This window comes from Nitrospirota bacterium (assembly GCA_016214845.1).
Lineage (GTDB): Bacteria > Nitrospirota > Thermodesulfovibrionia > UBA6902 > UBA6902 > SURF-23.
In genome coordinates this window covers 13,225-32,360 of sequence record JACRMS010000018.1, presented here as the reverse complement: position 1 = coordinate 32,360, position 19,136 = coordinate 13,225, and the positions used below count along the sequence as shown (strand labels likewise).

Genomic DNA, 19,136 nt, shown 5'->3' with positions numbered 1-19,136 from the left:
CCCCCTGTCTTTTCATCTCACCTTTAATGTCGTCAGGCTCAACAGCGCAAGGATAATGCCTACTATCCAGAATCGTATTATCACTTTCGGTTCAGGCCAGCCCTTCACCTCGAAATGATGATGAATGGGCGCCATCTTGAAAACCCTTTTGCCGGTCAGTTTAAATGACGCCACTTGTATTATTACTGAAAAAGTCTCTAAGACAAAAATAGCCCCGACAACGGTGAGCACTATCTCCTGCTTTGTGATCACCGCAAGGGTGCCGAGCGCTCCGCCGAGGCCGAGCGATCCGACGTCACCCATGAAAATATCAGCAGGATAACTGTTGTACCAGAGAAATCCAAGGGCGGCCCCGAACATGGCCCCGCAGAAGACCGTAAGCTCTCCCGTGCCCGGCAAATAAAGGACTTGCAGGTATTGTGAAAAACCCGAATGTCCTGATATGTAAACGAATACAGCGTTTGCGAGGGAAGCTATCCCGACTAATCCTATTGCAAGGCCGTCTATGCCGTCGGTCAGGTTGACCGCATTCGATGCCCCGACTATTACAAGAATAGTGAAAGGGATATAAAACCAGCCGAGGTCTATCAGCCATTTTTTGAAAAACGGGATGCTCAGCTTCGCGATATAAATATCGTTGGGGTCATAGTAAAAAGCAAATCCTATCCCTATGGCAAGCCCGATCTGGGCGCCGAATTTATACCATCCCCTCAACCCTTTTGGGTTTTTTCTGACCACCTTGAGATAATCATCCACCAGCCCGATAAATCCAAAGCCCACTATCGCAGCTATCATTATTAATACAAACTTATTGCTCAGTTCTCCCCACATCAAAACACTGACTACCACGGACAAAATAATAATGATGCCGCCCATTGTCGGAGTGCCTTCTTTTTTCAGATGGGTCTGCGGCCCGTCGTCTCTAACATACTGGGTCATGCACATGGTCCTGAGTTTCCTGATAATCCAGGGGGCCGTTATAAACGTAATGAATAAAGAAGTAATAATGGCAAGAGCTGTCCTGAAGGTAATATACCTGAACACGTTAAAGGGCGTATAATAATCGTGCAAATAATAGAGCAGCTTATATAACATTTAATATTCTCCCTGCAACTTTGTCCATCTGCATCGAGCGCGAGCCTTTTATCAGGACCGTATCTCCATGCTTCAAAATATCCATGATACTTTCGTTAACGCTGTCGGCATTTCTGAAGGTATAAACCTCAGGCAATGGTCTGTCTTTTTTTGTTTTTAAACATTCCTCTGCCGCCAGGCTCATCATCTCTCCGGCTGCGATAAAGACATCCACTCCCATTTCAGACACCATTCTTCCAATGGCCCTGTGCGCGTCTTCCGCGTACTCATCCAGTTCGCGCATGTCGCCAAGAACAGCTACCTTTCTTACTTCAGCGCCAATCCTGACGAGTTCCTTCAATGATTCCTCCATGGATGACGGGTTGGCGTTGTAGGAATCATTTATTATTGTCATCCCCTTTATTTTCACAATCTCAAAGCGCATGGAAAAGGCCCTGAAGGATTCAAGCGCGGCCTTGATTTCTCCTGCTGAAATGCCAAGTGAAAAGCCCGCTGCGGAAGCCGCAAGCGCATTGTAAACATTAAAGGTCCCGTGCACATTAAGGCTTACAGGAACACTGCCGGCACCTTTAATATTCAGTGTAAAATTAATCCCGCTTTCCGTTGTCTGAATATCTTTGGCCATGACTTGCGAATCATTGTTTATAGAGAACGTAAGGACCTCGCCGCTAAAATTCCCGGCTTTCGCAATCCCCTGCATCATCATGCTGTCATCTGCATTTACAACCGCCACTTTGAGTCCATTGAGTATCTCAAGTTTTGCGTCCCTGATCGCCTCGTGGCTGCCGAGCCTGCCGATATGGGCAGTGCCGATGTTTGTGATCACGCCGTGTGTTGGAAAAGCTATCTCGCAAAGCCTCTTGATCTCACCGGGCGCATTCATTCCCATTTCAACGACCACAGCCTCGTGCTCGGGCTGGAGCTTCATCAGGCTTAAAGGCAAACCGACATGATTGTTGAGATTACCTTCATTCTTTAAGGTGTTGAATTTTCTTGAAAGGACCGAATAGATCATTTCCTTCGTAGTCGTCTTCCCGCTGCTGCCCGTGACAGCTATGACAGGGACATCAAGTTTTATCCTCAGAGAATGCGCAAGGTCCTGCAAGGCGCACAGGGTGTCTTTTACAAAAATTATTGTCCTGCCCTGTGGCAGCGCAGCAGGTCTTGAATCCACGACTGCCCCGCTGCCTTTCAAAAGCGCCTTTTCAAGAAATGTGTGCCCGTCAAATTTTTCTCCCCTGATGGCAAAAAAAACTTCGCCTTCTTTAATAGAACGGGAGTCAATCGAGACCCCGCTGAACGTCTTTGGGTCCTCAACGAGCAACTTGCCTCCTGTTGCCCTGATTATCTCATCTACCGTTAATGTCATCTCTTCTATTTTAAAAATACTGACCATTTTGTATGTCATGCTGAACTTGTTTCAGCATCTCTTCTTTAATAGACCCTGAAACGAGTTCAGGGTGACAAATCATTATTCTCATTTAAGCTTTCCAATCGCCTCTCTTAAAACCTCTCTATCACTGAAGTGATGTCTCTTTCCTTTTATCTCCTGGTAATCCTCATGGCCTTTTCCGGCTATCAGCAGCGTGTCACCTTCTTTTGCCATTGCAACCGCCTCTTTGATCGCCAGCTCCCTGTCAGGCTGCACCGAGTAATTATTTTTGCTGATGCCTTTCAATATATCTTTAATTATCTCAACAGGGTCCTCATTGCGCGGGTTGTCCGAGGTGACAATTACAGAATCACTCAGCTCCGATGCTGCCGCTCCCATCAGGGGCCTTTTTGTTTTGTCCCTGTTGCCGCCGCATCCAAAGACAGTTATCACCCGTCCTTTTGTCAGGCGCCTCGCCTCCTGGATAAGTTTTCTCAGGGCGTCATCCGTGTGGGCATAATCCACTATGCATAAAAACCCCTGCCCCTCGTCCACATTTTCAAATCTTCCCTCAACGGGTTTTGCATTTTCAATCCCCCGCTGGATCACTTCATCGCTTATACCAAGTGAATATGCTATGCCGACAGACATCAGAATGTTATACACATTGATGCGTCCGATCAGATGCGAATTTACCGTGAACCTGCTCTCAGGTGTCTGCACGTCAAATGATAATCCGCCTAACCCCTCTTTATCCCCCCTTGCTAAGGGGAGAATAAGGGGGGAATCTGTCTTCTGTCTTCTGTCTTCTGTCTTCTGTGCTCTGTCTTCTGTCTTCCGACTTCTTATCTTCTCCGCCCTTATCATTGCTCCTTCTTCCAGCCCGCAGGTCACCACCTTGCAATTGAGCGTCCGCGCAAGAGGCCTGATCGCCGGGTCATCCCAGTTTAAAACCGCGGCCCCTCCGGCATCAAGATAATCAAAGATCCCGCACTTCGCCCTGAAATACTCATCCATCGTGCCGTGAAAGTCGAGATGGTCCTGCGAAAAATTCGTAAAGGCAGCCGTCTTAAAAGTACAGCCTTCCACTCTTTTAAGCGCCAGCGCGTGTGAGGAAACCTCAAGTACTGCGTAGCTCATGTTATTATACACCATTTCACCCAGGCACCTTTGCAGATCCAGTGACTCAGGCGTTGTATGCGATGCCGCCACTCTCTCATCTCCCGTGATGTAGCAGATAGTTCCCAAAAGACCCGTCCTTTTACCTCCCGCGTCGAGGATATTTTTTGTAATAAAGCTTGTCGTAGTCTTTCCATTTGTTCCCGTGATACCGATCAGGGATAAACTTGTGGAGGGCTTGCCGTAAAAGGCGGCGGAGATAAGCGCTAACGATTTCCTGCTGTCCGGCACTTCAATAAAAGCAGCGCTCTTTTGATCAGCAGATTGATCTGCATTTGTTAAACAAGCCGCTGCCTTTTCCGAAACAATGGCAGCAGCCCCCCTGTTTATCGCATCTCTTATGTAATCATGGCCGTCAACGGAAAATCCCTTGACAGCCACAAAAAGAAAACCTTCTTTTATGAATCTCGAGTCATACGCGATCCCTTTAATTTCCGCATCAAGAGGTCCGGTATTCGATTTGACCGCCAGACCTTCTAAAAGTTTTAATATGGTCATTTATCCAGTAAAAAAATCTCATCTATAATATCCGTAAAGCATCCGTAATTAAAACCTGCCGGAGCCGCATTCCATGTCCCGCGGGGAAAATCCTTTAACGGGATTTGCTGACAAGGACGATCCTGTTCTCATCTTTCTCCATAGGCACGTCCAGATAAGCGAATGTATGTTCAATTATATTTTTAAACACAGGAGCGGCCACGAGTCCTCCGTATGTCTCTCCGACCGGCTCATAAATAACAACGATAAGCGCCACCCTCGGATCATCAGCAGGGGCAAAACCCACAAACGAGCTTACAAACCTGTTCTTGGAATAATGCCCTGTCTTTGGGTCAAATATCTGCGCCGTGCCCGTTTTTCCGGCCACCAGGTTCCCTTTGACGCTTGCCCGCTGTGCCGTGCCACCCTGTTCGACAACCGTCTTAAGAATGTCCCTCAGTGCGGCAGAGGTAGCTTTTGAGATGACCTTTCTTTCTTCAGTAGGGGAATTTTTCTTGACGACCTTGCCGTCCGGAGAAATTATCTCCGATACGATATATGGCTTCATTAATGAACCGCCGTTTGCTATGGCCGAATAGGCCCTCAACATCTGCAAGGGTGTCACGCCTATCTCCTGGCCTATCGACATACAGGCCAGGGATGTGCCCGACCATGATTTAATATTCCTCAAAATACCCTTTGCCTCGCCGGGGAAATCTATGCCTGATTTGTCCCCATAGCCGAATTTTTTCAGGTATTCATAATATTTTGTCGCTCCGAGTCTCTGTCCTATCTTCACAGCGCCGACGTTTGAGGACTTCTTGATGACCTCCTGAAAATTGAGCACCCCGTGCCTGTGGACGTCGTGGATGGTTTTACCCGCAACATTGATCGTGCCTCTTGAGACGTCGAACATATCGCCAAGCCTGACCGCCTTCTCTTCCAATGCGGCGGACGCGAGAATTGACTTCATGGTTGAGCCGGGCTCGAACAGGTCTGTAATCGCCCTGTTGCGCTTTTCTTCACCGTCTGCCGCGGAAGGAAGATTGGGATCGTAAGTCGGCCTGTTGGCCAGTGCGAGGATCTCCCCTGTCATTGGATTCATCATTATCGCAACCGCGGCCTTTGCCTTCCTTTCCTCCATCGCAGTTGTCAGCTCTCTTTCAACAATATACTGGAGGCCCTCGTCGATAGTGAGAATAAGGTTATTGCCGGGCACTGCTTCTTTTACATCACTGGTGAGGCTCCTGCCTCGCGCATCGATGCCGACTGAAACGCTCTTGACCTCGCCTTTTAAATAATTATTGTAAACAAGCTCAAGTCCCGCAATGCCTTCGTCATCAATGTTTGAAAAACCCAGGATGTGTGAGGCGATCTGCCCTTTCGGGTAATAACGTTTCGGTTCAGTGATAAAGCCCATCCATCCCTCCCTGAACGGGCGCTTCAGTTCCTCTAATTTGCGGCTTGTCTGAAGGTCTATTCTCCTTGCAAGCCATGTGAAACCCTTGTCCCTTTTTTTATACAGCAGGTCGTTAACTTCTTTCGCCGGGACGTTTATTATAGGGGCGATCTGTGAAGACAGGCTGCGTGTGTCTTTCACCTTCACTGGCACAACATAGAGCGAGTCTGTTTCGATGTTTGTCGCCATCTCTTTCATGTTCCTGTCCCAGATTATTCCCCTCTGGGGCGTTAACGTCTTCTCCTTTATATATTGCTGCGCGGCCTTTTCCGAGAGTTTCCCGTGGTTGAGTACCATGAGGTCTGCAAGACGGAATAAAATAACAGCGAAGCCGAATATGATGACGGTGATAATGACTACCGCCCTCTTTCTGTTGTTTTCAAGCGAGACTTTTCCCTGGTCTTCATCCCAGAGCTTTCTGGAATCGACCTTCTGCCTGGTCCTTCTTTTAATCATATTCATCCCAGAAAATTATTATTTTAATGTCCATAATATTCCCGTTATTTCTTCTCTGATGCGTTGTTTAATGACGTCTTGTAAAGACCGGGCACAGACTCCCTTTTAACGTAAAAAACTTTTTCCCTCATGGGCATAGTCATACCGAGATTGTTCAGGGCGACCTTCTCGATCTTTTCAGTTGAATAATAATTCGCCCTCTGGGCGACCGCCATCTTTCTCTCCCGCGTAGATTCCGCCCTCTGCCTGTCAAGCTCCCCAAGCTCATATTCCAGATTGATGACTGCCGCCTTAAGCCAAATGATCGCGAACAAACAAAAAACAAAATAAAGAGGGAAACAAAGTTTTAACAGACTCTTTTTCCTGCTGCTTTTAGTCCTGCATTTTTTCATATTTTCTCCCCAACCCTGAGCTTTGCGCTCCTTGATGAAGGGTTTAATTGCTGCTCCTGCCGGCTTGGGACCAGAGGCTTTTTGGTTATTATGTTAAAGAGACCTTCCTTTGCCAGTTTCTTAAATGCGTTTTTTACAATCCTGTCTTCGAGGGAATGATAAGAGAGCACGCAGAACCTTCCTCCCTGCTCAAGCAGCTCCGCCCCTGACTCAACCGCGGTTGAAAGTTCTTCCAGCTCTTTATTCACCTCTATCCTTATCGCCTGAAATGTCCTTGTTGCGGGATGGATCCTGCCCCTTCTTCCAATCGCCTTTTCGATTATATCCGCAAGCTCCTTGCAGGATGTGATTGTTTTTTTCTTTCGCGCGTAAACAATGGCCCTTGCGATCTTCCTGCTGAACCTGTCCTCGCCGTATTTCCATATAATTGAAGAAAGGTCTTGCTCGGAATAGTTATTAACCACATCTTCGGCAGTAAGCCCCTGCCTCTGGTCCATCCTCATGTCCAAAGGTTCATCTTTCATAAAACTGAACCCTCTGCCTTCCGACTTCAGATGCAATGTCGAGACACCCGCGTCAAGAAGCATTCCTTTGACTTTGTTAAAACCGAGACCGTTAACAACCGTCTTCATGTTTGAGAAATTGTCTTGAACAAGATGAACATTGTCATAATAGCTCAGCCGTTCCCTCGCGATCTCCAATGCCTTTTCATCTCTGTCAATGCCGATTAAAGTGCATCCCTGTGCCCGCTGGAGGATCCCTTCTGCGTGTCCGCCGAGACCGACGGTTACATCAACGTATATCCCGTTTTTTTGCGGCTGAAGCATTTCAGTTATCTCCTTCAGCATTACAGGTATATGTTCTATCTTCATTTACAGGCCATAACCTGCCAGCTTATCTGCCACGGCTTCCTGGTTAACGCCGGAAATATCCACGGCAGCATCCCATTGCTTCTTGTTCCACAACTCTATTTTTTCAATCTGCCCGACAATGACGATGTCTCCGTTAATATCCGCATCTTCTCTGAGAGCAGACGGGACCAAGATTCTTCCCTGCTTGTCGACTTCGCACTCCGTTGCCGATGCAATGACCCTCCTGTTAAAAAGCTTGATGTCTTTGTCCATCTTAGGGAGCGTCCGCACTTTTTCTTCGAGCTTGTTCCATTCTTCCAGTGGATAGATGTGGAGACAACGGTCAAAGAGCGCATTTGTGACAAAAAGTTTTGTGTTATAATGGTCGGAAATAATTTTTCTTAAAGGAGACGGGATGATTATTCGGCCCTTGGGATCAACTGTATAATAATATTTTCCTGTAAATGCTGGCATTCTATTCCACTATCCTCCACATCCTTCCACTGATGTTAAGTATAGAAAGGAAGCAGATGCTTGTCAAGGGGAAATTTAGTAAAAAAAATAACCACTATATTTTGTGGTCTCGTATCCTTGGGAATACTATTTATGGGCATCCCAGATATGAAAAAATCCAGCCTGAAAAAATTCCAATTCCAGATTTAAAAATAGATCTAAATTATTATTAAATAAAATTCTTTGATCTTCATTCACAATATTTAGAACTTGTAACTTGCCTTCAGCATCCTGTATTCTTAAAAAATGGTAGATCCTGTAGAAAGATTTTTGAATTATCTCACTGTGGAGAAAGGGCTTTCTGCAAACACATTGGAAGCCTACAGAAGAGATATTCAAAAATTTCAAGATCATCTTGACAGTATCGGCAAGAAAATAACGGATTTCAAACGGAGCGATCTCACTTCATTCTTAACGTACATCCGCGACGCGGGCAATCAGTCTTCGACTATGGCAAGGAACATCGCGGCGCTGCGCGGCCTGTGCAAATTCATGCTCCTTGAAGGGATTATCAAGGAAGACCCTGTTGAAAATCTCTCCACCCCAAAGGGATGGAAACGCATCCCGAAGATCATCGGAACTGAAGAAGTTTCCGAATTACTCCATAAACCAACATTTGAAAAATTCTCTCTGCGCGACAGGGCGATTCTTGAAATTATTTACTCCTCGGGATTAAGGGCAAGTGAAGTTGTGACTTTGAAAGCCGGCGACATAAACTTTGAGGCTGGCTTCATAACTGTGATAGGCAAAGGCTCTAAAGAGAGAGTTGTCCCTATCAATGAAACAGCACTGAACACGATAAAAATATATATCGAGGAATTAAGACCAAAGCTCCTGGGCAAAAAAATGAGCCACTATCTTTTTCTCAGAAAAGGAGGGAAGCCCATGACGAGACAGCGGTTGTGGCAGTTGATCAAGACATATTCCAAGGGATTATCCATCAAGATATCCCCACACACACTCAGGCACTGCTTTGCCAGCCATTTATTGGACGGAGGCGCTGATTTGCGCGCGCTCCAGAAGATGCTCGGACACACGGACATATCCACAACACAAATTTATACAAAGGTCACCCCTGAGAGGTTGAGAAAAATACACAAGGATTATCATCCAAGAGGCTGACGATCATTTATTGTTAAGAATTTTTTTTTGCCCCCTACCTGCGGACAAAACCACCCTTTGGCTTCCAGCGGGTGGTTTTCTTTGAGGCTTGTGGACGGAAGCTCTCTACAAGGTCTCCGATCTTAACTTTATTGAAGTCTGTTATTTTTATACCTGCCTGCTGCCCCGGAACTACTTTCTGCACGGCATTTTGTTCTATGTGTATTGTCTCTATTGTCCCTGAATAAACAGGCCCCATTTCAGAGATGATGCGAAAATGCTGGCCTGTTGCTAAATGGCCGCTGAGGACTTCACATCCAATAATGATCCCCTTCCTGCTGCTCTTAAAAAGCGCTATGACCTTTGCACTGCCGATGATTGTTTCTTCCTGTGAAACATGAGGGACCAACTCTCCGGCGATATTGCGCAGGTCATCAGTCAGATTGTAGATCACCTCATAGAGGCGCGCTTCAACAGCATGTTCCTTCAGTTCCTTATCAACCTCTGACGTAACATTGACCTGAAAACCAACAATCAGCCTGCTGCCTGTTTCAGCTAACAAAATGTCGGACCGATTGATATCGCCCACCCCGCTGTGGATGATGCTCATATCGACGTCAGGCACGATAATTTTCAAGACAGCGGCAGTGACTGCTTCTACACTTCCAGCGGAGTCGCATTTTAGAACAATTTCAAGTTTCGGTTTTGTTTCTCCCAGGGCGGAAGCATCCCGCGCAGTTGGTTTGTGGACCGCCTGCCATTCTTTGCTTTTTGCCGGAGCTACCGGATAAAAAGTTTTCTTGTGCTTATGAGGCATTGCTAACTCCCTCCAGGAGGGACATTTAAGTCTGCCCCTATTCAAATGGTATCACGTACTATCTCAGTTCGCAACGCGCGGAGTTTGAGAATTAGAACACTATTGCATCTGGTAAGATAACTCAATCGGATTGGCTTTTTTACCAGATGTGTTTGAATAAAGACCTCGGTATATCTCCGGGAAAAGATAGTTTTAAAGGCCTTATAAAAGCACCTGTAACTTGGCGCAGAAATTGCTTTCTTGATGTAAGATAAAAATGCGTCTTGCGAGAATAACATAATATGCAGACCCTCATATTAGGTTTGATTTACCTAATGTTCTTTCTGTCCGGGGCAGCGGCCCTGATGTACGAGGTAATATGGGTGCGCTCTCTGGGCCTTGTATTTGGCGGGACCCACCTCGCAGTTACCAGCGTCCTGTCAGTCTTCATGGCCGGCCTCGCAATAGGCAGTTACACGATCGGCAGGTACGTTGACAGGGTAGAGAAGCCCCTCCGCTTATACGGCCTGCTGGAGCTTGGCATAGCGGTGTTCGCTGTGGCATTCGCAGGCTTAATAAAAGTATATCCGTCTATCTACATATTCCTTGTACAGGGCGGGGAGGATTCCCATTTTTACCTGTCCTGCATACGTGTGGTTTTTGCGATACTTGCCCTGATCATCCCAACAACTCTTATGGGAGGGACTCTTCCCGTGCTCACCCGGTTTGTTTCAGGGGACCGCAGAAAACTCGGCACGCAGCTTTCTTTACTTTACGGCTTCAACACCCTTGGCGCTGTGGCTGGAACTGTAGCCGCAGGTTTTTATTTTCTCCGTTTCTTTTCCCTGAGCACAACCCTGATCACGGCAATCGTTATAAATGTCTTCATTGGTCTTGCAAGCCTGTCGCTTCAGAAAAAGGCCGCTCTGCTTTTCAGCGCAAATGAAAATGTGTCCGGCAGACATGGAAAAGACACCGCAGCTCCACGGATGACGGAAAATACACTACCCTTTAAACTCGTACTCTGGGGCATAGGAGTGAGCGGCTTTTGCGCGCTTGGGTATGAGATCTTATGGACACGTATACTGACCATTGTTGTCGGGGCGAGCGTTTATGGATTCACTACGATGCTGGCTGCTTTCCTCACCGGGATCGCACTGGGCAGCGAGGCGTATGGCCTTTTCACAAAAATCATCGGGGCAAAGGAGAAAGGCATCGGGTGGTCTATTTCCGGTTTCGGGGTGGTGCAGATCATTATCGGCATTACGGCCCTCCTGGTGACTTTTCATATCCGTCATCTCCCGGCCGACTCCATTGAGCTCCGGGATTATCTGGGTAAAATGGACCTTGGTCTTTTCGGGGTGATGCAATGGGCGAATCTCATCATCGCATTTATTTATATGCTCGTCCCTGCATTTTTTATGGGCCTTGCTTTCCCACTGGCTGGAATGGTCCACGGGGAATACAGGAAACTGACGGGAAGCGCGACAGGCGAAGTGCTTGCTTATAATACAGCCGGGGCCATCCTGGGCGCTGTCATGAGCGGATTTGTCTTAACTTATTTTTTCGGCATCGAGAGGTCGCTGCAGATGTTGACGGTCATAAACATCGGCTTTGGTCTGATAGTCATTACGAGCAGAGTAAAGCAGTTGACCTGGGCCATAGCAGTTTTTACCGCGGGGGTCCTTTTTTTTATGGCTGTAAATACCACCGCACTCAGGATGTGGAATATGAAGTATTTCGCAATATTCCGGACCAACCAGACTGAGGCCTTCCGCACTAAGGAGATGGTCAGGGAAGCACTTGATCATACCGATGTTCTCTATTATGCCGAAGGCGTGGAATCCAGTGTAAGCTCGATCAAGATCAAAGGCGGTGTTCAGACTTTTTTGACAAACGGAAGGGCCGAGGCGTCTACTCACCTGGCAGATCAACAGACACAGTACACACTCGGTCATCTCCCCATGCTTGTGAATAAGAATCCCAAAAGAGTGCTGGTAGTTGCGCTGGGGAGCGGTATGACCCTTGGAGCAACTCTGGTGCATCCTTCCGTGGAGCAGGTCACCCTTGTGGAGATCGAGCCAAAGGTCATCGGCGTTGCGCGGACCTTCGAAAAATATAATCATCATGCCCTTGATAACCCGAAGCTCAGGACCTTTTTTAATGACGGCAGAAATTTCCTGCTTACCACAAAGGAAAAATTCGACGTCATCACTGCTGACCCGATCCACCCCTGGTTCAGGGGCGCAGGCTATCTCTATACCAGGGAATATTTCAAACTGGCTTCGGAACATCTCCGCGAGGGCGGGGTGATGTGCCAGTGGCTGCCAATCTATGAGCTCACCGTTGAGGACCTTAAATCAGTAGTGCGTACCTTCAGCGGGAACTTCAGATATACAGTGATGTGGTTTAACTACAACGATGCCACACTTATTGGAAGCAGCTCTCCCATCGTGCTTGATGAAACCGAGCTCAACAGGCGCATCGCCGTGCCGGAGATAGCCGGCGACCTCAGGCGCGTTATGATGTATCCGGCGCGGGAGTTTCTTAATTATTTTGTGATGGGCACAGAGGGGATGAAGGCCTTTGGAGAAGACGGGACGATCAACACAGACGATAACTTGTACCTTGAATTTTCCGCTCCTTTTTCGATCGGCAAGTTTTTTCTTATGGAAGAGAATGCAAACAATATATCCCGCTACCGCGAGAGCATCCTGCCTTATCTCGCGCCCGTAACGGATGATAGATCAAGACAGGACCATCTGATGTACTGGCAAGCCTCTGATATGGCCGCAAGGGTATACGACCGGGCACACGCCCTTGCCCTCGGTGGAAAGTTTTTGTCCCCGGAGTTCAGACAATTATTGGAAAAACTGGACAGGAGCTTTGCATGGTATGCCCCGGGGAGGTTCCTTAACTATAAGTATCTCTCCGAAATGTCAAAAGAGCCGAGACTGCTTCAGGCAAAGACATTTATTGTCCTGAGCGAGGAGGGGCAAAAGACAGAGCTGCAGATCTCTGCTGTGTTAAGCCGCATAAGCAGTGAAATGACTGTGATAGATTTTGTGGACAATAAGAATCGTGTTATCTACGGCCAATTATACTTACCCGGAGACGCCGCTGATGAAATCGTTAATCAATTCGTGAGTGATGTCATGGCAGCCGTCAACTCCGCCTATCTTGAGGAAAGCGCCGCTGCCAGATACCGGGGCAGGGACATTCCCTCCGTACGCTCCGCTGAAAGCAGAATAAAAGATGTCATCAAAACAAAAATTGACGGGCAGGAAAATGCAATTAAGAAAAACAGTATCAATTAAAAACTGGCAGGCCTGCTCACGAGAGAAAATATCTGCGGTGTGAAGACAAAAGAATCCCCGTCATTTCTGGCGGGGACCCTTACTGTGCGTCATTTGATCGAGATCTTGACATGTTTCTTCTCCGCTTCTTTCATCATCGGGATTCTCAGTTCGAGTACGCCGTTCTCATAGTGGGCAGTGATCTTCTCGGTGTCCAGGTCGCTGGGCAGCTCGAATCTGCGATGGAATGTTCCAAAGGTACGCTCAGCCCTGTAGTAGTCTTCTTTTTCGATTGTCTCGGTCTTGGTTCTCTCGCCGGAAATAGTCAGGATATTTTCAGCAAGATCTACCTTTATATCCTCCTTTTTCATACCGGGCAGATCGAATTTAAACACTACATCCTTGCCTTCGGTGTACATATCGACAGTTGGAGTGATTCCATACAGCTCGGAGCGAAGATCGGTATCCGACAGAAACGACGGCCCTAACAGCGAGAGCGGTCTGTTCCACATTTCCTCAAACCACTTTTCAATACCATAAAGTGGCGCTACGGGGAATGTCCTTTCTCTCTCTCTCTTGACCAGATCTTTCCATCCTTTTACCGCCATACTAACACCTCCTTTCACCATGGAGGATTTCACTCCTCCTGATTTTATTTTAACTCTTTTTTCATCAGATGCAAGAGGTAATTTGCCTTATTAATTAGAGGGTTTAGCGCTGTTTAAAAATCAGGGTTGCAAGGCGTTGAAATGACTGAATTTTTCCGCTATTAATTATTTAGCAACATGGAGGAGAATGTACCAAAGTGTGAAAGCTGCACAACTCCAAAGTGCAATTGCTCAAAAGTTCAAAAGTATAAGCCAAGGGGAGATTATATGATTTACTGCAAGAATGCCAATAACGAGCTGCGCTTACATCAGGATTTTTTTTAACTCGGAAGTATACTCTGTGCCTTCCTCGTAGAGGTAAACGGGAGGTGCGATCTTAAGCCAGGCGCCTGATCCTTTTACCGCTTCAATAAGGACCATCTTGGCCTCTTCTCCCATCTTTGAATGAACAAACCTCATCTTCTTAGGCTCAAGCCGTGACTGTTGAAGGAGGCTGATTAATTCTGCAAGCCTGAATGGATGGTAGATCATGAAAAACTTGCCTGAATGTTTCAGCAGATAAGCGGCTGTCTTTATAAGGTCAGAAAGCGTTATCTCAATCTCGTGCCTTGCCACCGCGCGTTCTTCGTAAATGCTCAAACGCCCGGTCCTGGTTTTCCTGAAAGGTGGGTTTGAAAAAACAAAATCAAATTTATTGGCAGGGAAAACTTCTTTTAGTGCCCTCATGTCTTTTTCGATTATCTCAACCCTGCCGATCAAGCCATTCAAGCTCACGTTTCTCCTTGCGCGTTCAGCGAGTCTCTTTTGAATTTCAACGGCGGTTATATGCACCTGCTTCAGCCTCTTTGCAAGGAGAATGGATATAACGCCTGAACCTGCGCCAAGCTCAACGCCCTTTTCGAGGCGTTTCGCTGAAATGAAGCTTTCAAGCAGCACAGCGTCTATGCTGAAACGGTAGCCGTTCTTTGCCTGAAACAGCTTGATGTCTTTTATGCTGTCGAGAGTTTCTTCAGATTTTTGGGTCATTGATTTGCGGGAGAATATCCGGTAACATGTCAAAGCTGTCGATTATAAAATCGGCGTCCTTTAAAATTTCCCTCTTGCGAAACCCATATGTCACTGCGATGGTCTTTATCCCTGCGGCCTTACCCGATTCAATATCAAAGTTGCTGTCACCTATTATGACCGCTTCCTCACGCGTGATATTGAACTTCTCAAGAAGCTTTAAAACAGGAACAGGCGAAGGCTTTTTCTCAGGCACACTGTCGCTGCCGAAGACCACGTTAAAATGCTGCGCAATGCCAAGCCCCTCAAGCACCTTTTTGGAAAGCGCCTCCCTCTTGTTCGATACCACGGCTTTTTTATAATTCCCTAATTCCGGCAAAGTCTCTTTTACGTGCGGATAAGCGGTTGTGTGATCAATTATATGCTCTGTGTAGTAATCGAGAAACCTGTTAAGAACTGTTTCCGTATTTTTTTCATCTTTATCCGGAAGCAGCGATGCAAGCAGTTTTGATATGCCGGAGCCGACCATCGCCTTAGTTTCTTCGACGGAATATATTTTGTTGCCAAATGGCTTAAGGGCAAAATTTATCGCATCGGCAATGTCCTGTGCCGTGTCAGCAAGCGTACCGTCAAGGTCGAATATAAGCAGTTTGAGCATAAAAGTTTAAAGCCGGATGAATTCAAAAGTAAAGACACTAAATGGTATAAAAAAGCCATCTGAAATCAATCCTTTTTCATTCCTTCTTATTGTTCCCCTCTTTTTTCTCCGCTTCTTTCTCGCCTTTCAATGTTTCCGAAAGTTCTTTTAATCTTTTGGCGACCATGAAGTTGAAGGTGCCTTCGGGATAAGTGCCTTCGGGTTGTAATTCTCCGGGCTGCATCCCGGTAAGGACCTCTATGCCTTCTTCGATATTGTCGATTGCGTAGATGTTGAATTTCCCGCTCAGGACAGCGTCAATAACTTCTTTTTTCAGCATAAGGTTCATCAGGTTTCTCTTTGGGATAATGGCGCCGTGCCCTCCGTTAAGCCCGCTGAGCTTGCAGACTTCAAAGAACCCTTCTATCTTTTCATTGACCCCGCCGATCGGCTGGACCTGTCCGTGCTGGTTCATCGAACCTGTTATTGCATAACTCTGTGTTAATGGGACCCCGGAGATGCTGCTTAACAGCGCGTAGACCTCCGCGCATGTGGCGCTGTCGCCCTCGATCCCGCCGTATAACTGCTCGAATGTCAGGGAAGCTGTGAGGCTGAGGGACTGTTTAATAGCGTATTTCCCTCCGAGGTAGGCAGTGAGGATCAATATTGCCTTCTCGTGGATCTTTCCGCTCATCTTGATCTCTCTCTCAATGTTTACTATGCCCGCCCTTCCGGCATAAGTCCTGGCTGTGATCCTTGAGGGGACCCCGAATCTGTAGTCACCGAGGTCCAGCACGGCAAGTCCGTTGACCTGCCCTACCACTGCGCCTTCGGTGTCCATCAGGATTGTGCCTTCCTGTGTTGCCTCTAAAATTTTCTGCTCAACTTTATTGGAGCGGTAGGTCTTCTCCTCCAGGGCCTTATCAACGTCTTCCGCGGCAACAACAGTGTGTTTATTGTTTTTTGCCCAGTAGTCAGCCTCTCTTAAAAGGTCTGCGATCTCGCTGAATTTTGCGGAGAGTTTATTCTGGTGCTCGGCGAGTCTTGAGCCGTATTCCACGATCTTTGCCACGGCATCGCGGGCAAAAGGCTGAAGCCCTCTTTCATCGCATTTGGTCTTTATAAAGCTCGCATACTTGAACATGGTTTCGGGTGTCCTGTCCATGCGGTTCTCGTAGTCGGCTTTTACCTTGAAGAACTCCCTGTATTCTTCGTCAAGGCTGTAGAGCAGATAATAAAGACGGGGACTGCCGACCAGGATGATCTTTACGTTGAACGGTATCGCCTCCGGTTTCAAAGTTACAGTGGAGATCAAACGGTACTGTTCCCATACGTCTTCAATTTTTATCACCTTGTCTTTTATGGTCCTTTTCAGGGCGTCATAGGAGAAAATATTTTTAAGGAGTTCAAGCGCGTCTACAACCAGATAACCGTTGTTTGCCATCTGGAGCGAGCCTGCCTTTATCATTGAAAAATCTGTGGTCGCTATGCCGTACTGCACCTTATGCTCGACCCTCCCGAAGAGGTTGTAATAGGTCGGGTTGCTCTCGATCACAACCGGCGCGCCTTTCAATTCACTGTTATTAACAAAAACATTTATGCTGTATCTGACAAAGGAAGGCTCGGCCTTTGAAGGCCGCATGAAAGGAAGCGCGGGCGACTGCTCCTCCTGCGGTTTGAAGTCATCGAGATGTTCAAGGATGTCCTCTTTTACTTCTTCAAGGTAGTTCAATATCTGAGGGTTGTCTTTGTACTTGTCCTTCAGTTCGTCGATCCTGTGCCCCACGGAAGAGAGCGTGGCCTGGCGCTCAAGCTGCGTCATCAGCTCTTTGATCTTCTTTTCTTCTTCCCTTACAATCCGTATCACGTCATCGAGTTTTTCCTGGAGCTCTTTCCCGATGGCGTCAATGTTCTTTTTTACCTTCGGGTCCATCTCCTCATACTCTTCTTCACTCAGGGCCTCTCCGGTCTTTTTTACAGGCACAATGATAAGCCCGCTGACGGTTTTTTTCATTGTAAAGTCTTTTTCTTTTGCCTCAGCCTCAAGGTCCGTAAAATACTTTTTCTGTTTCTGCTGGAAGTCCTCGATCAGTTTGGTGCGCTGTTTTTCATATTCCTTTGAATCAAATATCTTGGGGATCTCCTGGCGCAGGGCGGTGACCAATTCATTCATATCTTTTTGAAATGCAATTCCCGTCCCGGGGGGCAGGCTGATGGCGTGCGGCATGTCTGCGTTTTTAAAATTATATACATAGCACCAGTCATTAGGCGCCGGTTCGTTCCCGGCTTTTTCCTCCAGTATCGTCTTGATGGTGGTCATCTTTCCGGTGCCGCTTTCGCCGAGGATGTATATATTGAATCCGTGACTGTCAATCCCCAGGCCGAACGTCAGGGCGCTGAGAGCGCGTTTCTGCCCGACGGTCTCTTTTAGCGGGGGGATATCGTCTGTTGTCTTAAACGGCAGGTCGGTTGATTCACAGCATTTGTAAAGCTCTTCCTTACTGACTTTTTTCAGCATATAATGGCCTCCCCTTTAACGGTGCAAAATTATAACAAAGGCAGAGGGCTGAAGGACGAAGGATGAAATATAGAGCATTGCAATTTTATCCTTTTACCTTCTGCCGTTATCCTTTTTGTATAAGATGCAGGATACAGGATAATGATACAAGATTCAAGAGGAGAATTAAAGACGGTAGTTACCCACGTCGGACTTCCGGTTGATTGACAAAACAAAGATAATTACGTACATTTTAAATGTCGATCGCGCAGAGCATGATAATAAATTATCCACAGATTACGCAGATTAGCACAGATGTTGGAAACCCTTTACTGAAAACACGTTATCTGTGCAATCTGTGAAATCTGCGGATAATCTTTCTATAGTGGAGGACTCAATATGATAAATGCAAAGATCACTCTTGTTCAGGACATGCAGTTCATAGGCGTGGCAGACACGGGCCATGCGGTCGTAATGGACGCGCCTCCGTCATCCGGCGGCAAAGGCTCCGCTGCAAAACCGTCTGAGCTGCTTCCGATGGCCTTCGGCGGATGTTCCGGGATGGACGTGATCTCGATCCTGAGGAAGAAAAAACAGAATGTGACCAAATTTGAGCTAAACGTGTCCGGCGAAATGGCAAAGGACTATCCGCAGCTTTACACTTCAATGCATATAGAATATGTAGTCACAGGCAAGGACATCTCCGAGGACGCAGTGCAGAGGGCGATTGCTCTTTCGCTGGAGAAATATTGCTCGGTCGGCGCGACCCTCGGCAAGGCCGCAAAGATAACGCATTCGTATAGAGTTATCCAGGAATGATGAATTTACAAAAATAGGATTTGGGGCTTGGGGTTCGCGCTTTATGCTTTTTCCAACCCCTAACCCCTGATCCCTTATTGTTACCATTGCAGACCTTATTTAAATACATTGCCACCCTCGGCTTTATAGGCTACATGCCGTACGCGCCCGGGACATTCGGCTCCGCAGCGGGTCTTATACTGGCAATTCTCTTCAGGCCAGATGATACTCAACTCATAATAATGGCGTTGTCAGTATTTTTCATCGGATTATACACTTCACATCAGACTGAAAAGTCCCTCGGCAAAGACAGCGGCCATATAGTGATAGATGAGCTTTGCGGCTATTTTGTATCTGTCCTGTTCGTTCCCAAAAGCGTTGGTTACTTCATTGCCGCTTTTGTCCTGTTCAGGGCCTTTGATATCCTGAAACCGCCGCCGGTAAGAAATGTTGAGAGGCTGGTCCCGGGAGGCGCGGGCATCATGTTAGATGACGTATTGGCGGGGATTTATACGAATGCCTGCTTGCAGATGTGGAGGTATATTTTTTGATTTAAAGGCACTGCATATTTTTACGCTTCTATGGTATCCTATTTGGGAAATTC

16 protein-coding genes are annotated in these 19,136 nt (G+C 47.0%); 4 read left to right on the top strand and 12 right to left on the bottom strand.

What is annotated here, in order from left to right; translation table 11 throughout:
• Window positions 1–12: 12 nt before the first annotated feature.
• The 7 genes from HZB61_05065 to mraZ all read right to left on the bottom strand — a co-directional run bounded on the left by HZB61_05065 (window position 13) and on the right by mraZ (window position 7,755).
• On the bottom strand, window positions 13–1,095 hold the full coding sequence (locus tag HZB61_05065; protein MBI5055969.1) for a phospho-N-acetylmuramoyl-pentapeptide-transferase: 1,083 nt from the start codon (window positions 1,093–1,095) through the stop codon (window positions 13–15).
• The gene (locus HZB61_05060) at window positions 1,085–2,503 is read right to left on the bottom strand and encodes a UDP-N-acetylmuramoyl-tripeptide--D-alanyl-D-alanine ligase (GenBank protein MBI5055968.1); all 1,419 of its coding nucleotides are present in this window, start codon (window positions 2,501–2,503) and stop codon (window positions 1,085–1,087) included. Before HZB61_05060 ends, HZB61_05065 begins: the two co-directional genes overlap by 11 nt.
• A gap of 69 nt (window positions 2,504–2,572) precedes the next feature.
• Window positions 2,573–4,144: a UDP-N-acetylmuramoyl-L-alanyl-D-glutamate--2,6-diaminopimelate ligase gene (locus HZB61_05055; GenBank protein ID MBI5055967.1), complete on the bottom strand. Its 1,572-nt coding sequence runs from the start codon at window positions 4,142–4,144 to the stop codon at window positions 2,573–2,575.
• 94 nt (window positions 4,145–4,238) lie between these two features.
• On the bottom strand, window positions 4,239–6,038 hold the full coding sequence (locus HZB61_05050; protein MBI5055966.1) for a penicillin-binding protein 2: 1,800 nt from the start codon (window positions 6,036–6,038) through the stop codon (window positions 4,239–4,241).
• Window positions 6,039–6,082: 44 nt separating this feature from the next.
• Window positions 6,083–6,430, bottom strand: a complete 348-nt coding sequence (locus HZB61_05045; GenBank protein MBI5055965.1) for a hypothetical protein — start codon at window positions 6,428–6,430, stop codon at window positions 6,083–6,085.
• A complete protein-coding gene (gene rsmH, locus HZB61_05040; protein ID MBI5055964.1) occupies window positions 6,427–7,302 on the bottom strand; it encodes a 16S rRNA (cytosine(1402)-N(4))-methyltransferase RsmH in 876 nt (291 codons plus the stop codon). The genes HZB61_05045 and rsmH overlap by 4 nt, the downstream gene beginning before the upstream one ends.
• A complete protein-coding gene (gene mraZ, locus HZB61_05035; GenBank protein ID MBI5055963.1) occupies window positions 7,303–7,755 on the bottom strand; it encodes a division/cell wall cluster transcriptional repressor MraZ in 453 nt (150 codons plus the stop codon). It lies immediately after the preceding gene.
• A 285-nt stretch (window positions 7,756–8,040) separates the two neighbouring features.
• Here mraZ and xerD point away from each other — a divergent pair, with 285 nt between their 5' ends.
• Entirely contained in the window at window positions 8,041–8,916 is an 876-nt protein-coding gene (xerD, locus tag HZB61_05030; protein MBI5055962.1) for a site-specific tyrosine recombinase XerD, read from the top strand.
• A 34-nt stretch (window positions 8,917–8,950) separates the two neighbouring features.
• On the opposite strand, the gene HZB61_05025 is transcribed toward xerD, so the two are convergent.
• Window positions 8,951–9,712: a hypothetical protein gene (locus HZB61_05025; GenBank protein ID MBI5055961.1), complete on the bottom strand. Its 762-nt coding sequence runs from the start codon at window positions 9,710–9,712 to the stop codon at window positions 8,951–8,953.
• Between the two features lie 281 nt (window positions 9,713–9,993).
• On the opposite strand from HZB61_05025, the gene HZB61_05020 reads away from it, so the two are divergent.
• Window positions 9,994–13,008, top strand: coding sequence for a fused MFS/spermidine synthase (locus HZB61_05020; protein MBI5055960.1), 3,015 nt, complete (start codon window positions 9,994–9,996; stop codon window positions 13,006–13,008).
• An 89-nt stretch (window positions 13,009–13,097) separates the two neighbouring features.
• Here the strand turns inward: HZB61_05020 and HZB61_05015 are convergent, their stop codons facing one another.
• From HZB61_05015 to HZB61_05000, 4 genes are all read right to left on the bottom strand, one after another.
• On the bottom strand, window positions 13,098–13,595 hold the full coding sequence (locus tag HZB61_05015; protein MBI5055959.1) for an Hsp20/alpha crystallin family protein: 498 nt from the start codon (window positions 13,593–13,595) through the stop codon (window positions 13,098–13,100).
• Window positions 13,596–13,898: 303 nt separating this feature from the next.
• Window positions 13,899–14,621, bottom strand: coding sequence for a tRNA1(Val) (adenine(37)-N6)-methyltransferase (locus HZB61_05010; GenBank protein MBI5055958.1), 723 nt, complete (start codon window positions 14,619–14,621; stop codon window positions 13,899–13,901).
• Window positions 14,605–15,258: an HAD-IA family hydrolase gene (locus HZB61_05005; protein MBI5055957.1), complete on the bottom strand. Its 654-nt coding sequence runs from the start codon at window positions 15,256–15,258 to the stop codon at window positions 14,605–14,607. Before HZB61_05005 ends, HZB61_05010 begins: the two co-directional genes overlap by 17 nt.
• A 76-nt stretch (window positions 15,259–15,334) precedes the next feature.
• Window positions 15,335–17,755: an AAA family ATPase gene (locus HZB61_05000; GenBank protein ID MBI5055956.1), complete on the bottom strand. Its 2,421-nt coding sequence runs from the start codon at window positions 17,753–17,755 to the stop codon at window positions 15,335–15,337.
• Between the two features lie 378 nt (window positions 17,756–18,133).
• On the opposite strand from HZB61_05000, the gene HZB61_04995 reads away from it, so the two are divergent.
• Both HZB61_04995 and HZB61_04990 read left to right on the top strand, forming a co-directional pair.
• Complete coding sequence (locus tag HZB61_04995) at window positions 18,134–18,553, top strand: OsmC family protein (GenBank protein ID MBI5055955.1); 420 nt, start codon at window positions 18,134–18,136, stop codon at window positions 18,551–18,553.
• Window positions 18,554–18,687: 134 nt separating this feature from the next.
• Window positions 18,688–19,083, top strand: a complete 396-nt coding sequence (locus tag HZB61_04990) for a phosphatidylglycerophosphatase A (GenBank protein MBI5055954.1) — start codon at window positions 18,688–18,690, stop codon at window positions 19,081–19,083.
• Window positions 19,084–19,136: the final 53 nt, after the last annotated feature.